Raw genomic sequence first — 17,522 nt, 5'->3', positions numbered from 1 at the left:
TTTGTTGAGACTGCTACCGTTCAAGATGTGGCCGCCTCATCAGAGGAAGCCGCCGTATTGGCAAATAAACTGACGGAAATATCACATCCGTCTGAAGCAGTGGTAGAGCGATTTCGGCTGAACAAATAAGCCGGCGTCAACGATAAATATAGCAATAAATTGAGCCTATAGGGAGAACCCCCTTGTTTGCCAAGGGGGTTCTCCCTATTTGACTTCAAGCGTATGTTACTCACCCAACTGAAATATAACAGAATCTGTGGTATAACTAGTGCCATCAGAACACTGCATTACGGCGAGGTATGTAATACCATCGGCAAAAAAGGCTTTGCAGTCTATTCCTGCATTCGTATTCACCAACATGTTTTCAACGAATTGGGAACCATTCCACTTATAAAGCACAGATTTAATCGAAGAACTTTTTCCATCAAAAGTATTGCAGGCAAATAAGTAACTATTCCCGTTATGCTTAAAAAATTCCCAGCCATGAATCCCGTGAGTGGGGAAAAACTGAAAAGGTTCGAAACTCGTACCGTTCCAGCAGTAAAGAGCGGAATCAACATTATACGATTCCCCTTGCTTACAATTGGCTACTACGAGAAATTGTTTATTGTCGACTTCGAGAAAAAGCCAATCATGGGCGCCATGAGTAAGAATGCTTTGAAGTTCTAAAAACTCACTACCTGTCCATCGGTATATTTTAGAGTCGACACTACTGTTTTTACCATCTGCATGATTGGCAACAACCAGATAGCTATTACTACCAATAGTGAAGAACTCCCAATCTAAGGCCCCGATTGTTGGAATGCGCTGAATTTCAGTAAAACAATCACCGTTCCACTTGTAAATAACAGACTCTACGTGATTACCGGCATGATTACAGGAGTTCGCTACGGCTAAGAAATTCTCATCATTAATACTAAAGGCCTTCCAACAGACTGCACCGTTAGTTGTAATCTCTTGAAACTGTTCAAAAGAAGCACCATTCCACCGATAGATAACTGAGTCAATTGTATAGTTTTCACCATCAAAATAGTTAGCGACAGCTAAAAATCTGTTCTCTCCAATAGAAAAAGCTTCTATGTCACAAGCCCCTTTGGTTAATAGAGCCTGTATCTCTTTGAATTTTCCGTCTTTCCATTTGTATATCCGTGAATATTGATGATAGTCTTTTCCGTCAGACCAATTAGCAACGGCCATACATTGACTTTTCTCTAATGTAAAAACCGAACAGGCATAGGCCCCAATAGTTTGTATTGTCTGTATAGGTGTTAATGATGTAATCATATTGTTTTGAATTCAACCCCATCCTTTAAACATATGCGCTCTATGGCATACCTGCCCGATGAGGCCGCTCTGATCATTCCGCCAGTTACAATCCATTGCCCTGTCATATAAAAATTATTCAGTCCAGGCAGTGTCGCACCGATCTGTTTCATCAAATCAGGTACGATAGTGGTATCATCCATCCATCCCATGATGGCACCTTTATGATTTCCCGTATAACGCTGGTATGTAACCGGGGTGACTACATCTACAACTTCAATTTTTTCTTTAGTGCCAGGGTAAATCCGCTCTATTTGATCAATAACTATGCTAGCAATCCTCTCTTTTTCTTTTTTGTACAATTCACGGTCTTTATTATACAAATCTCCCCAGTAATCATAGCCGGAATAGAAGAAGCTCTCCATGACAGACTTCCCGGGAGGTGCGTAAGACGATTCCAAGTTGCAATAATGCCTCAAAACAAGGGAAGTTCTTGGTCTTTTCTGATTCAGCCCTGGGATATCTAGTGGCTCATTGAGCATATGGACCGCAACATCCGGTTCATTTTTGAAGTCCCTATCCACCCCTAGATAGACTTTAAGAACAGATGCATGGATAACCCCTTCAGTATACAATTTATCAATAGCATCATTGACATATTTTCCTTCGAGCATTTCATAAATTACTTGGCGAGTGTCACAAGCTGACACTACATAATCAGCAAAATGCTTCGTTCCGTTCTCGAGGATGATCCCTTTCGCTACTCCATCAAGTGTAATAATCTTTTTAACAGTCGCTCTGTACTGTATGTTACCTCCGAGTTCCTTATAGCGAGCTTCGAGAAAATTCGATACTCCTAAGCTTCCTCCCTGTGGATAACCTGCTGTTTTCTTATACATACTCGCTAGTTGAAAAATAAATACGAAGGGTACATGGGGGCTCTCGGGCTCATAAAACATGTATGTCATTACTTCACGCAATCTATGGTCTTTAAAGGAGTCGGCGTAATCACTGACCAGTAGCTGATTATATTCTATGAATATATCCATGCAATCCGCATATTCTTCCGCAAATTTCATATAATCAGAAGCTTCATAAAGCGTTTGAGGCTTTCGAAAGTCCAGTGGAGCGGCTTCGATAAATCTAGCAATATCTTTACAAAGCTTTTTAACCTTCTCTTTATCTTCCTCATCATCGGTTAGCTGTAATAGCTGATCTTCAAGCATCGAAGGATCCGTGTATAAAGTCCACAGTTTTCCGTTTCTATCCCTTACGTGTAACAGCTCATCGTAGTAGTCTATTTTCCTATCCTGTAAATACCCAAGTTCTCTCCATACGATGCTGCTTCTGTCATTTAATCCTGTCCCAATAAACCAGTCCATAGCCCCATCAAATGTGTAACCCTTACGTTTCCATGACGTTACAAGTCCGCCCGGAACATGGTTCATTTCAAAAATCGTAGTTTTATAGCCGTTCATTTGCCCATAAATACCAGCTGCCAATCCTGCAATCCCAGCACCGATAATAATGATCGATTTTTCATTACAATTCATAAAGCATCCTCACTCTCAAGTTGTATTGACGTTACTTTATAACCTTGAATTTTTTCCCCTCATTTTTACATATAAATTGCATAACATATCTCCCGGAAGAGACCGCACGTATCAGTGCTCCCGTAGACAGCCAATGTCCTGCCATGTAGAAATTCTTGAGTCCAGGAAGTTGCATATGTAGCTTGTCGATGAGTGGTTTGACATGATCCTCAGTATCTCCAAAGGGTGACCAAGCCATGACGGTCCCTTGATAGTTTCCGGTATAGCGTTCGGCAGTCACAGGGGTAGAAGTGTCGATCGCTTCAATCTGCCCTTTTAATCCGGGATACTGCTTTTCCAAAAAATCGATAATGAAATTGGCCACCTTTGTTTTTTTCTCGTTGTAGCTTTCTCTATCGCTATCGTAAAGTGTTTTCCAACAATCATAGTCTGAATAGTAGAACACTTCTATCACTGATTTTCCTTTAGGCGCAAAATTCGGTTCATGATGGCAGAAGTGCCTAACACAGAAGCTGTTTTGATAGCCTCCAAAAAGTTGTGAGCCGTCTTCCAAAAGATACGTTGTGCTTGACGGCACATCGCTGAGATCCCGATTGATACCAAGAAACAGAAGATAGAAACCGTGATATATCTTTACTTTATTTGTATCGTTATTCAATAATGCGTCGTATAACATAGTTATATCCTTATCTACGTATTGACCTCCCAGCAAATCATAAATGGTAGTGCGTCCATCAATCGTAGACACGACAATATCAGCATGTTCAGTGGTGCCGTCTTCAAACTGTACGCCTACAGCCTTGTCCCTTTCTACGAGTACCTTTGTAACGCGCTTTTTGTATAGGATTTCCCCGCCCAGATCCTTGTACCTTTGTTCAACCGATTTAGCGAGTTCTAACGATCCCCCGTCGGGATAACAGGCATTTTTGGCGTGCATTGCCCCGAGATTGTACAGGTACGGGAGTACCATAAAATCAGGATTTTTCTGCTGAAAAATGAAGGGAAATGCCGCACGAAGCAAGGGACTTTTAAACCGGTTGGCAAAACTCTCTATCGGATCCACAGCGTATTTTAAGATAGATTTGATATACGGTAGCAAACCGATGTTATATTTCACTTTGTCCCAAATAGTCCAAAGGGGCTCCGGCTTTAAGAAGGGAAAGTTCGGGCTTCTCGCATAAAGTCTTACGCCGTCACAAAACTCTTCAATGATATCCTGATCCTCTGGAGATATCTTTTTCAGATGTTTTTCAAGTTTGTCAGGGTCGGTATAGAAAATGACTTTCTCACCTTTTTCGTTTACTACACAGTTGAACTCATCTTCAAAAAAGCGGACATTTTTCCCTTTCAGGCCGTGCAGTTCCTCCCATAGCTGATACATGTCAATGCCAGGCTTTGCACCAAGCATCCAGTCTATACACTGATCAAACACATAGCCTTTGCGCTTCCATGCGGTACAACAACCACCGGGTATGAAATGCATCTCATAAATTTTTGTCTTGTAGTCGTTCATCTGCCCATAACAACCCGTTGCCAGTCCAGCTAGACCGCCGCCTATGATTAGGATCTTATCGCCCATACGGTCCACCTCAAAAAAGTTTCTATTAGAGATGACCTTCGAGAGCCTGTCGACCAATTCAAACTGAGCCTAACTGCACACATATGAGCATTTTAATCGCGAATCCGCTAAAAACAGTTTTGGCCTCGTAGTTCATTCGTCAACAGGCTCGTCGAAAAGATCATCATCTTCATAATTTCCTAAAGTACTTTTCAGGAACGACTCGCTCTTCGTCAGTTCTGAAGAAAAATGAATTTTTGCTTAGAGGAGAATGCCCCGAAGTATCTTCACATTTTCCGCCACTATACCTGCGTCAAGCATATCGGCATGACGCCCAAAACCGTCATAAATATGGCTTGACCGGTGGGAACTACCATCCCAGCTTGCCTTTCTGTGCTCTCGGTCTGGATCTGAATCGTTTTCTTCAATAATGAAGTGCACCCTTGCTTTTGCGTTCCCTTCGTTTGTCCTGTTATAGCAGAAGTCGATGAAGTTTCTTGCCTGCTCCAGAGTGTGCTTCTGTACGTGCGCTGAACCGGTATGTTTCTTAAAATGCTCAGCAAGTTCATACTCAAATTTCTTCAAGTCTGCTTCCGTGGGTTTGAAGGTGCCTGTGATCCTATACGAATCCATGATGATCACGTCGGATACTTCATAGCCGCGTTCTTCGAGCTCTTTTGCAACTTCAAAGGCAAGGTTTCCTCCGAGTGAATATCCAAAGAGAACATAGGGTCCGTTATCGCTATGGGCAGTGATCATGTCTGCGTAGTCTTTTAACTTGCCTTCTTCTGTCAGATAGTTAAATGCTACTAGCGTGACATCTTTCATGCTATCAGCTAGGTTCTTATACACAAGGCTGTATCCTCCGGCAGGCGGGAATCCATACATAACTTTCTTACATCCAGGATTGTACTCGATGTATGGTTCTGCGCCTTTTTGCTTGCCTGTCACGATATTCTCTATCGTTTTGGCCATGCCTTCCAGTGTGGACGCCTTGAAGAGTTGGTTGACAGTGAGCTTGATCTTAAACTCGTCTTGCAGATGTATCATCAGCTCAATCAGGTAGAGGGAGTTGCCGCCTATGTTGAAGAAATCACTTCGGAGCCCTACCTGTTGTATGCCGAGAAGCCTTTTCCACACATCGGCAACTCTCTTTTCATACATAGTATTCGGTTCAACGATGTCCTCTCTATGTTCGGCAAATTCAGGGGCAGGAAGTGCGTTTAGGTCGATCTTCCCGTTCGGACTGTGAGGGAACTCCTTCATTTCTATAAAATACTCAGGAATCATGTAAGAAGGGAGTTTTTCCGACAGAATCTTCTGTAGATTTTTTACGTCAATGGGTGAGGTTTCTTCGGGTATATAGTAAGCGCAGATCACTTTGTCCCCGTTTCTATCGGTCTTCGCCACGGCCACAGCTGAAATCACGCCGGGACAGTTCGCTAGGTTCTTTTCGATTTCACCCAGTTCAATCCTGTTACCTCTGATCTTAACCTGGTTGTCGACACGCTGCAGGATGTGTATATTTCCCTTATCATCCCACTTTGCCATGTCCCCTGTTTTATACAATCTCATCAGGGGACCTCTAAAGAAGGAATGCTCGATAAAACGCTCCGCTGTAAGCTGCTCATCATTTAAATATCCTTCGGCAAGTCCCTGCCCCCCAATATACATCTCTCCAGCGACTCCCACAGGCACAGGGTTCATCGACTGATCGAGAATGTAGACTTGGCTGTTAGGGAATGGTTTGCCGATCGGTACTGTGCTTCCGCTTTCATAGTCGCTTGTATCGCCGTCAAAATAAGTGCTGTCGATGGACGCCTCGCTCAACCCATAAGAGTTGATTACACGGGTCTTTCTATTGCAGAAAGATTTGAGCCTGTTGAATTCATCGACTGTCCATACATCGGAACCTACAATCATGACCTTCATACAATCCAGTCTTTTTCCCGCTACTTGCATGTATTTGACCAGATTCCTCATGATGGACGGCACAAATTCAGCGCAGTCTATGCCTTCATCGGTGATGACTTTATACAGCAACGGTATGTTTAAGAGGATCTCCCTTCGGCACAAAACAAGCTTACCACCGGAACAAAGGGCCCTGACCAAGTCTCCTGCAAAGACATCGAAGGAGATGCTCGCCATCTGCAGATGTGCACTCGTGTCTTCTTTGAGCCGATATTCCTTTTCCCAGGACCGGTATATAGATGCCAAGCTTTTGTGGGCAATCTTCGCCCCCTTTGGCTGGCCAGTTGAACCGGATGTATAAACAACATAGACAAGATCAGAAGGAACATTGATATTTTCCAGGTTTGTAGCTTCGAAACTATTGATATTACCCGCATCTCGGTCCATGCAGATGATCGGTTTACTGATATTCAGGGTTTCTATGATCGTCATTTTGCTGATCATGTATTCTGACCCTGAATGGTCAAGGATGTATTTAATCCGGTCTACCGGATATTCGGGGTCGATCGGTATGTAGGTACCTCCCGCCTTCATCAGGGCAAGCAACGATACGATCAAATCGACGCTTTTATCGAGGCATACTCCCACAGTGGTATTGGCCTTGACCCCTCTCTCCCTGAGATATCTGGCCAGCCTGTTCGCCCGCTGATTGAGCTCTTGATAGGTGAGCCTTTCGCCTGTCCCATCCTCATACGGCACTGTAACAGCTACAGCGAGGGGCTTTTCGGCGGCTACCTTTTCGATGATTTGGTGAATGCATTCTTCGGTCCCTTGGAATTCCCGGAGACTATTCCATCCGTCCATAATTATGTTCATTTCCTGGGAAGTAAGGATATTCATTTCGGAAATATGTTTGTCTGGATTTTCAGTAACGTCCTCCAGCAATGCCTTGAAGTGATCGGCCATCCGCTGGATGGTGGACTCATAGAAGAGGTCTGTATTGTACTTAAAGATGGCGTGGAGCTTCCCGTTTTCTTCGTGCATGGAAAGTGTTATTTCGTACTGACCTTCTTCTTCGGGGATATCCAGTAATCTCATCGGGAATCCAGTGTAATAGGCCACGTTATTTTCATCCATGCCTGTCTGCTCTACTTTATGAAAAAGATAAACAAACATGGCCTGGAATACGGCCGAGCGGCTTGCATCATGTTCCAGTCCCAAGCGGTCCACCAGCAGTGCGTAGGGATATTCCTGGTTTTCCAGCCCCATAAGCACATTATTCTGTACAGTTTTCAACAGGTTATTGAATGTAGGATCTCCCTTGAATGTAGTCCATAAGGGCAGCATATTCACAAAGTAACCATACACCTTGGCAAACTTTGGATTGGACCTTCCTGCAACAGGCGTCCCGATGATGATATCCTCCTGAGCCGTATATTTATGGAGGAGTGTGTAGAATGCACTCAATAAGGTCATAAAAAGGGTTGCCCCAGTGGACTTTGACAGGTCTTTTACGGCATTGCTCAGTTCCGCACTGAGTACAACACTGATCGACGCTCCGTTGTTGGTCATGACTACCGGTCTAGGCTTATCGATGGGTAAATTCAAGACGGGCATTTCTTGAGGTAGATGATTTCTCCAATAGTTGAACATTTTAGTTGCCCTTGATGTATTGACCATTCTATTTTCTAGGTCTATAAAATCCTTATACGTGACAGTAATCGGTTCTAAGTCGATCTCTTTGTCATTTGCATATTTATCGTATAACATCTGCATTTCGTCGATGAACATGTAGTTAGACCAGGCATCAGATATAATATGATAAATTGTGACAGCAAAGTAGTAACTCTCGTCTCCCTGCTGATACAAACGTATCCGATAAAGAGGGTCTTTTTCCAGGTTAAATGGTTTTCTGCTGTCTGCGATGATCAACGCACGAATCTCTTCCCATTCTTTTCCCTCTACTTGGATTACCTGCAGGTCTTCCTTTCGGGTCGCATATACCCTTTGGTAAGGCTCTCCGTCTTTAATGAAGAAATTGGTTCTCAATGCAGGGTATCGTTGGATGATGTCCCGGATCGCTTTTCGTAGCGCCTCTACATCCAACTTTGCTGGTATGTGAAGCGCTCCGCTGATATTGTAAGCAGGGCTATCGGGCATGAGCTGGTTGATGAACCATATGGCTTTTTGCCCATATGACAGAGGATACTCGTCTTCCACTTCCAACCCTTTCAGAGGATCTATGCTCCGCCCTGCTTCGGCGTTTTCAACGCTTACCAGAACTTCTTCCTGTGCCAGATCGCTCTCCTCATCTCCCAATGACTCAAGCAGTCCTTTGACCAGCTCTTCGGCAAGCTGTGGGATTGTCGCGCCACTGAGAAGTTTAACGATGGAAAGCGTATAGCCGAAATAGAATGAGATTTTATTTCGTAATTCTGTTGCCATAATCGAATCAAGACCCATCATGTTGAGGGTGGTTGTCGGTTCTATTTGGGAGCGTTTACACCGCAAGACTTTGACGATAAGGTCGATCAAGTGTTCGTTGACAAGCTCTGTTCTACGCTCCAGACTGGCAGTTCTGAACAGGGTGGCAAAACTTATTTCTTCTTTCGTATCTTGCGATGGGTCCTTCTTAGCAAGATGGGAAAAAATTGCCGGTTCTTTGGGATACCATGCCAAGACTTTCGGCCAATCAGCTTCACAAGCGATGACCTGAGCTACATCTTGTCCCATCACCCGGTCGAGAATACTCATGCCGACTTGGGGAAGGGTGCAATTCATTCCTCGGCGGTTTTTATAGTGGTCAATAAGATTTAGCTCTTTGATCATACCGACCGCCCAGGGTCCCCAGTTCACGCTAAGTGCCGGTAGGCCGATGCTTCGCCGATAATGAGCCAATGCATCTAGGAAGGCGTTACCAGCTGCGTAGTTGGTCTGTCCCGATGTGGTGACCAGCGCGGCAACCGAAGAGAACATCACAAAATGTTCTATCGGTTCATCGAGCAAATATTTGTGAAGCAAGTATGAACCATATACCTTCGTATCATAAACAACATCAAACGACTGCGTATTCATCTGTGTTACAACGATGTCATTCACAATGCCCGCCGAATGGACTACGCCGCGAATCGGCGGGTATCCGAGCCGTTTAAACTGCTTGAAGTACTCCGCTACTTGCGATTCATTTCCGATATCGACACTGGCAAGGATAACTTCGGCCCCCAAGCGCTCGAGTTCTTTGATAAAGGCGATTTTTTCGTATACATCGTCGTTCTGTGTGATATAGCTCCATTCTGTTCGAGGCGGTATTCTGGTCCTTGCCATGAGTATGATTCTTCTGACCCCGTGTTTCACCATCATACGACACACCAGTTGACCAAGGGCACCAAAGGCACCCGTAACAAGATAACAGCCGTTGGCCTTAAATTTAGTAGGCAGGGGTTTTGTAAGGCCAGATACTGGGTTAATCCGGGGTACTAAGCGTTTTTCATTGCGGAAGGCTATAAGATCTTCGCTGTCGCTGTCTGTGATTTCGGCGTATATCTTCAGTGCATCTTCTTTGACGAAGGCAGCGCCGTTGGCCGGATCCAGATCGATAAGTCCTCCCCAGTTTTCCACCAGTTCCTGCTGTCCCAGGACACTTCCCAAACCCCATACGGGCGAAGCGGCAACACAGATATCATGGCAATTCTCTTCCACCGCTTGAGCACCCCGAGTGATAACCCATAGTTTTGTTGAAATGCTAGTTTCGCTGATAGCCTTTGCGATAGAGATAATAGAATAGCAACCAGGACCTTTGGCCTTTTGAAGCTCCTCCAGTGAGGTATTTTCCATAGTAGGAGCATTAAGACTCCAAAGGTGTATCATTCCCTTGCATTTCTTACCTTTATCTTTAAATAAGGACTTTATCAGGCTGATGATCTGTTCTTTAGAATCCGGTACAATTTTCGCCGTACCTTCCCCATTTACCCATTCATATTGATCGGACGGGTAAATTAAAAGGCTCTGTTCCCCTCTTTTCTTCAAGAGAGCGGAAATATCATCGGCTACACCTTGTTCATCGGCAAAGATCAACCATCCGACATTATCCTTAGCTGACTTTTTATCGTCTTTGTTTTCTTTGGCTGGCCGTTCCTTTTCCTCCCAGTTCACCTGATAAAGAGCATTATCGATGGTGTTTAAAGATACTGCACCAGAAGCCTGGTCTACTCCGAGGGCGATAAAATCTTTAATCTCCCCGATGGGATTTCCTTGACCGTCATAGAGGTAGATATCCCCTGCCATCTTTTCAGCCGTTGATTCTGTGATTTTTGCATGAGCCCAGAGTTCTCCCCTATAGCCGTCTGCCACTCTTATTCTTCCAACAGAGACAGGCAATCGAATCGCACTGTTCCCGTCAGTCTTGCCATTATAGAACTCCGCTGCAATCAGGGTCTGGAAGCATGCATCCAACATCGTCGGGTGGAAATAGTACCGTTCTACCTCAGGCAGTTCTTCCCTCATCTGTATTTTGGCCAGGACTTCTCCCGAACTCAGCCATAATTCTTTGATTGCCTGGAAGAAATAATCGTACTCATATCCCATGGCATGAAGTCTCTGATAACAGGTATCGGCCTCCATTTGATTGGCAAGCTTCATTTTCAGGCCTTCAATATGGAGTTCCGGAGCAATTCTTGTACTCTGAACGGTGCGTATTTTACCGCTGGCGTGGGGAATTGCGCTGTTCGTATCATCATTATATGTAGCGATTCTGAAGGTAGCGTTGTTCTCATCGAGGAGGAACTGAACCCTGGGCTCCCTGTCGTCCGAGATGAAGAGGGCCTTTTGAATCTCCAAGTCATCGACAGCGAACATCCCGTTACCCAACAGCAGTTTAGCGGCACTGAGAGCCATCTCAATATACCCCGCTCCAGGGAATACCACATTTCCTTGTATTCTGTGATCCCTCAGATAGGGATATTGCTCCGTGCTTATTCCCATTTCCCAGGAAGGGGACGGCGTATACTGGCGGAAGCCAAGTAAGGGATGATCGATGAGCCCTTTTCTTCGCCGTTGGACGTCCTCCGGTTCGGTCCAATAGAGATCTTTTCGCCAGGGGTAGGTGGGTAGCCTGGTGATGTTACCTTCTGCGTAAAATATGTTCCAATCGATGGTAAAGCCAAGGTTGTGCATCTCTGCGAGGGTAGAAATAATCCGTTCCTGCTCATTGTCCTTGCGTTTTAAGCTGCAAAGGGTTTTTCCATCTTGCTTTTTATCTTCGAGGCATTCCGAAATTGATCCGGCTAGAACAGGATGAGGCCCCACTTCCAGGAATACATTGTATTCATCGTCGATAATCTGGTTTATCGCTTTCGCGAAAAGCACAGTTCCCCTGATGTTGAGCCACCAGTAAGCAGCATCCAGATTGGTACCGTCCGTTTTTTCACCTGCGCCCGTGGTAAATAAAGGCACCTTCGCCTTCATGGGTCTAATATCTCTGATACACTCAAGCAATTCCTCTTTGATCGGTTCCATATATGAACTATGGAAAGGGATCTGTACTTGAAGGAACTTGCAAAAGACACCACTTGCTTGCAATGGCTCGATAAATTCGATAAGGGCTTGCTCGTTTCCAGAGATCGTTACGGTCCGCGGGCTATTGACTGCGGCGATCGATATCTTATCTCTGAACGGCTTAAGCTTTTCTAAAACTTCAGCTTCGGGCAAACCGACAGCAACCATCTTACCGGTTCCACTTAACGTCTGTTGAAGCCGGCTACGGTGGATGACAACCTTGACCGCATCCTCGAAAGTATATACACCTGCCTCGTAAAAGGCAGCCGCTTCGCCTGTACTGTGTCCCACGATTCCATCGGGCTTTATTCCAAACGATCGCCACAGTGCACAAAGGGCTACCTGGATAGCAAAGTTGGCTGGCTGAGACAACCACGTTTCGGCCATCTTTGACTCGGATTCCGGTTTATGAATAAGTTCCTCTACTAGAGACCAATCCCTATGTTTGGCAAACTCTATATCGCACCGGTCAATCACTTCGCGAAATACTGGTTCCTTCAGGTAAAGCTCACGCCCCATCGCCCACCATTGGGGTCCCATGCCGGTAAATACCCACATCAGCTTTCGCTTCGTATCGGGCAGTTTTCTACCTTTCAGTATGTAGGGATTCTCTTCACCAGCGATGCATGAATCAAGTTTATTCAGCAGGTCCTCTTTGGAAGAATATACAATCGATAAGCGATGTTCATGCGTTTCTCGCCGGTAGCCTAAGGTGTAGCCAATGTCATTCAAATCCGGGCACGGTTCCCTCGATAGAAAAGCCTTGTATTTCTCAGCTATGGCCTGTAAAACCTCAGGATCACGGGTCGAAAGGGCCAAGATCGCAGGCCGTTCCACTTTCGGAGATGACGAGTGATTCACTTTTTGAGGGATCTCTGGTGCTTCCTGCAAGACTGCATAGGCGTTGGCACCGCCAAAGCCAAAGGAATTGACGCCGGCACGTGCGGGCCCCTCATGTTCAGGCCATGGCACCAAACTAGTGGGGATTTCATAGGGCCACTGGTCAATCTTTATCTTAGGATTGATTTCCTTCAAGTGGAGATGCGGTGGGATTTGTCTATTTTTTAGGGAGAGGGCGGTTTTCATGAGTCCAGCCACACCTGCCGCTGATTCCGTATGGCCGATATTCGATTTCACTGAACCGACATAACACTTCTCTCCTGCTTTTCTCCCTATACCCAGCACCTCTCCGAGGGCGTTCGCTTCAATAGGGTCTCCCACAGGAGTACCGGTGCCGTGAGCCTCGACATATTGCAAATTTCCCGGCTCTATGCCGATCTTTTGGCAGACTTTCAGAATAAGTTCTTTCTGAGCTTCGGGATTCGGCACAGTAATACCGTTCGTATGTCCGTCCTGATTTGCTCCCTCTCCCATGATAACCGCGTAAATCGGGTCTCCGTCTTTCAATGCCTCGCTGAGTTTTTTTAGTACAACAAGGCCAACACCTTCTGAGCGTACATATCCGTTAGCACTTGCGTCAAAACCATGGGATGTACCTGTCGGTGACATAAACCCACCCTTAGATTCTGACGTGGTATACTGAGGCGCGGACTGAAGCATGACACCACCAGCTAAGGCCATGGAGCTTTCTCCACTCCGAATGCTCTCACAGGCAAGGTGAATGGCAGTCATGGATGAACTACAGGCTGTGTCGAGAGAGATACTGGGACCCCTGAAATCGAAAATATAGGAAATACGGTTTGAAATCATGGTCATCATCAGACCTACTGCTGTGTTGGCAGCAAGATTATCATGCCTTCTACCGCCAAACTGAAGTATCTTGTAGTCCAGTGTAAAAGCCCCAACAAATACACCTACAGGTTTTCCCGCCAGTTCGCTCGGCTTCTGTCCTGCATCTTCAAGGGCCTCCCAGGCGACTTCCAACAGTTTTCTCTGCTGAGGATCCAGGTACTCTGCTTCCCGGGGAACTATGCCGAAAAACTGCGGGTCAAACTCATCTTGACCACTGATGAAACCACCCCGACCGATGATCATTTTCCCAGGCTTGTCACTGTGTGAACTGTAGAAAAATTTTAAACTCCACCTGGATTCCGGGATTTCCGTAAGGCAGTCTTTGCCATGTTTCAATACTTCCCAATAGTCGTCAGGACTATTAATCCCTCCCGGTAACCTACAGCCCATCCCGATAATGGCTATAGGTTCGTAATCCTGACGGGACAGTTCATTGCACATGTACTTTTTCCCTCCACTGAACTTCGCAGACTATCGTCATTATTCAACGCGTAAGTGATCATTATCACTTAAATGGAAACTTCACGTCCGACGGACGTGTCTAGACTGATAGAAAAGATTTTTCTACCGACAGAACCTTATAGTTAGGCCTGTACCTCTTTTACTCCCCCTTCCTTTAAAAAGTTCTAAATAATATTCTCACTTTCTATAGTATGTTTAGGGGATTTAATCATTCTTTATTTTTAAAAATTTTTAAAATAAAATTTATTATATTTATATATATATCGGAGTGTAGGCTTTTTGATTCTATAGAGTAACTCCGTTGGGAAGCTTAAAAAGCTAATCCTGGGAACGATGAATAAAAACAATTAGGGAGATTGGGTTTGCCATGACAGAGATTTATGGTATTCAAATTAATTCAGACGCAGATAGCCAACGAAAAGATTCACTTATGCGATTTGTTTGTAAAGAGAGAAGCAAAAAAGTAAATAACTATCGATTTCAACAGGATTCACTTCGCTGTCTCTTTGGAGACTTGCTCTCACGATTCGCCATCTGTCAAAGAACCGGATATAGGAACAACCAACTGCACTTCAATGTCACCACCTATAATAAGCCTTTTTTGGTTGATCCAAGTAATGTAAGTTTTAATGTTTCCCATTCGGGCAACTGGGTGGTTTGTGCCATATCCGATGAACTTGTGGGCATCGATATTGAACATATTCGGCCGATAGATCTTGACATTGCTAAGAACTTCTTTTCAAAAGAAGAATACTGCCAGCTATTAAACCAAGCTGTCGATCATCGACTTAGATACTTTTACTTGCTGTGGACGTTAAAGGAAAGCTATATTAAGGCCGATGGAAGAGGATTAGTCATACCCCTTGATTCTTTTTCGATGGACATACGAAATGATAGGATTTCCGTTATCACCGATAACGCATTACAATCTTGTTTCTTTACGCATTTTGATATTGACAAAGACCATATCGTTTCAGTCTGTTCATTAGATAATAATTTCAGTTCGACAATAACTGAGGTGACCATTCATGACATTTTGGAAACCTTAGATGGTAAAGCGCCCTAGCTTATCAAGTTCAACGGTTACCGACTTTTGAGCAATAAAAAGCGACCCCGCAGTGAATGGTTCACTGTGGGGCCGCCTACCAACGGCTCTTATCCTCTCTCAGTCAAACAAAAGGCCCTTAACATATAGAGGATACCATCGTGAGTAATATCGTTGAATTGCGTCGGCTTTTTGGATAGATGCAAAAACTTTTTAGCTAAGGGCTCCGAAGAGATCTGGTCATTCAACGATTGGATACATCGCTCTATCCAATCCAAATACTTTTTACTCTTAAAAAAGTTATCCGATAGCTTTAGCTTGAGCATCTCGTACTTAAACTCTTCTCCCTCTCTAAGTAACTCAGCCAGAGACATCGCTATCGTCCCCCTTTGAATCTACAGAAATCTTATAGGAATTATACCTCATCACTTATAGCTTTACACTATATCGATATAGATAATCTACGCAATAACCGATTAAGTGTTACCCGAATAGGTTCATCCACAGGTCATGAGATAGCAAAAAAGCCACCCTCCCTCGGCGGCTTTTCATCTATAAGCTATTGTTAACTCGCGTTCTAACACTTATGCCGTTACTCATTCATGCGTTCGGTACTTGCCTTACTCAGCAATAAATGCGGTCCATTCAATCAACGGAATGGTAAACCAAAATTTCGTTCCTTTGCCGATCTGGCTATGTACTCCAATCGTTCCGCCCATCAGCTCGACTAAACGCTTTGAGATAGATAACCCTAAACCGGTACCACCGTATCTTCGCGAAAAGGAACTGTCCACTTGGCTAAAGGGTTGGAAGATGCGTTCGATATCTTTAGCCTCAATGCCGATCCCTGTGTCAATAACCTCAAAGAGGACTTCTTTCTTACTATGAATTTCTTGGGTGGACACTCGTAAGGTTACTTCCCCACGTTGCGTAAATTTAACGGCGTTGTCCAGTAAGTTCAATAATACCTGACGAAGGCGAACCGGATCGCACTGTATCGCCGGGGCACTCTCGAGATCAATCAAACTAATTAAGGGTAGTCCCTTTGCTTGAGCCGTAACCTTTACAAGATCGATAACATCCGTAATCGTTTCTTGAAGATGTACCTCCACCTTCTCGATCATCATAGATCCCGAATCGATCTTAGAGTAATCCAACACGTCACTGATGACGTTTAAGAGAGCATGGGTAGAATCCTTGATCATCTTGGCGAATTCCTTTTGCTCCTCAGACATGGGCGTATCCAAAAGAAGTTCAGACATTCCTAAAATTCCGTTCATGGGCGTGCGGATTTCGTGACTCATCGTCGACAAGAATTGGCTCTTGGCATGATTCGCCGCTTCAGCTTGTTCCTTAGCGACTTCTAACTCCTTGAGACCTCGTTTTTTCGCAGTGATATCCCGTTGAACGCCAAAATAGCCGAGCACTCTCCCGTCGTCAGCATAAAAAAGTTGATAGTCTCCTTCGACATACATGGCTGTGCCATCGAACTTCTCTCGAGACATTTCAACACGAAGTTTACCTGAATCCAACAGTTCTTTTAACATTTTCTTGCATTGTGCTGTGTCTTTGCCCCAAAAATCATTCATAGGCAGATGGATTAATTGTTCTCTTTGAGCTCTATAGAGGCTGCACAAAGCGTCATTACACTTCGTAATTCGCAGATGCCGCATCGCATAATTCAACACTTCTTCTTTGTCGATCGAATCATCCCAGCGAATCGGTTCGTCGCTCATTATGTAAAAGAAAGCGTTCATCGACTGGGAGAAGAACATCTCCAACTTTTTTTCGCTTTCCTGTAATGCCATCAGTGTTTGTTTATGTTGCGTAATATCTCTGGAGATACCGATAATGCCAACCACTTGATTATTTTGATCGAAAATGGGTTCTTTGATCGTCTCAACCAGCACTTTTTTCCCATCGGGATAAAGGATCCATTCCTCAATTTTTTGGGTTCTTTTTTCTCGCATTACTTTAGAATCCATCTGACGGTAAAGTTTAGCATCTTCTTTGGAAAACAACTCATAGTCGGTCTTTCCGATGATTCTTTTACTATCCATACCAAAAAAGTCACAGAGGGCCTTGTTACAATTTAACATGACGCCATTGGCATCTTTCACAAAAATAATATCAGGGATTACATTTAAGAGATTATCGATGACGGTCTGATTTTTTACCATCAGTCGTGTATTATTTTGATATTTATAGAAAAGATCTGTATATTCTTGTTTAAATTCAGTCAACTTATCGATAAATTGATCTATTTCCTTCGGAAGACTATCCAAGCTTAACAGCCCCTGTCAGCGCGTTGTCACAGATTATTAGCTAATTATAGTCCACCTAATGACAAATATAAACGTACTTTACCAAAAAAACCGGAGCGAGATGCTCCGGCAGGTATACATGTCCCTATATAATTTTTTAT

General features: G+C 44.3%; 7 protein-coding genes. 1 reads left to right on the top strand and 6 read right to left on the bottom strand.

All coding sequences use genetic code 11. From position 1 onward, the window contains the following. Nucleotides 1-225: 225 nt before the first annotated feature. From H1S01_RS00980 to H1S01_RS00965, 4 genes are all read right to left on the bottom strand, one after another. Nucleotides 226-1,284: a hypothetical protein gene (locus H1S01_RS00980; protein WP_188038260.1), complete on the bottom strand. Its 1,059-nt coding sequence runs from the start codon at nt 1,282-1,284 to the stop codon at nt 226-228. After that, the gene (locus H1S01_RS00975; protein ID WP_188038259.1) at nt 1,281-2,816 is read right to left on the bottom strand and encodes a phytoene desaturase family protein; all 1,536 of its coding nucleotides are present in this window, start codon (nt 2,814-2,816) and stop codon (nt 1,281-1,283) included. The genes H1S01_RS00980 and H1S01_RS00975 overlap by 4 nt, the downstream gene beginning before the upstream one ends. Nucleotides 2,817-2,847: 31 nt before the next feature. Continuing rightward, entirely contained in the window at nt 2,848-4,395 is a 1,548-nt protein-coding gene (locus H1S01_RS00970; RefSeq protein ID WP_188038258.1) for a phytoene desaturase family protein, read from the bottom strand. 240 nt (nt 4,396-4,635) lie between these two features. Continuing rightward, nucleotides 4,636-14,031 carry a non-ribosomal peptide synthetase/type I polyketide synthase gene (locus H1S01_RS00965; protein WP_188038257.1) on the bottom strand — a complete coding sequence of 3,132 codons (9,396 nt, stop codon included), beginning with the start codon at nt 14,029-14,031 and terminating at the stop codon, nt 4,636-4,638. A gap of 388 nt (nt 14,032-14,419) precedes the next feature. Between H1S01_RS00965 and H1S01_RS00960 the strand changes: the two genes are divergently transcribed. Beyond that, nucleotides 14,420-15,118, top strand: a complete 699-nt coding sequence (locus tag H1S01_RS00960) for a 4'-phosphopantetheinyl transferase family protein (protein WP_188038256.1) — start codon at nt 14,420-14,422, stop codon at nt 15,116-15,118. 89 nt (nt 15,119-15,207) lie between these two features. Here the strand turns inward: H1S01_RS00960 and H1S01_RS00955 are convergent, their stop codons facing one another. Together H1S01_RS00955 and H1S01_RS00950 are read right to left on the bottom strand one after the other, a co-directional pair. Further along, nucleotides 15,208-15,471: a hypothetical protein gene (locus H1S01_RS00955; protein WP_188038255.1), complete on the bottom strand. Its 264-nt coding sequence runs from the start codon at nt 15,469-15,471 to the stop codon at nt 15,208-15,210. Nucleotides 15,472-15,717: 246 nt separating this feature from the next. Further along, the gene (locus tag H1S01_RS00950) at nt 15,718-17,382 is read right to left on the bottom strand and encodes a PAS domain-containing sensor histidine kinase (protein ID WP_188038254.1); all 1,665 of its coding nucleotides are present in this window, start codon (nt 17,380-17,382) and stop codon (nt 15,718-15,720) included. Nucleotides 17,383-17,522 lie beyond the last annotated feature (140 nt).

This window comes from Heliobacterium chlorum, assembly GCF_014502795.1.
GTDB lineage: Bacteria > Bacillota > Desulfitobacteriia > Heliobacteriales > Heliobacteriaceae > Heliobacterium > Heliobacterium chlorum.
The sequence above is the reverse complement of the archived record's forward strand: the minus strand, read 5'-3'. Positions and strand labels throughout refer to the sequence as shown.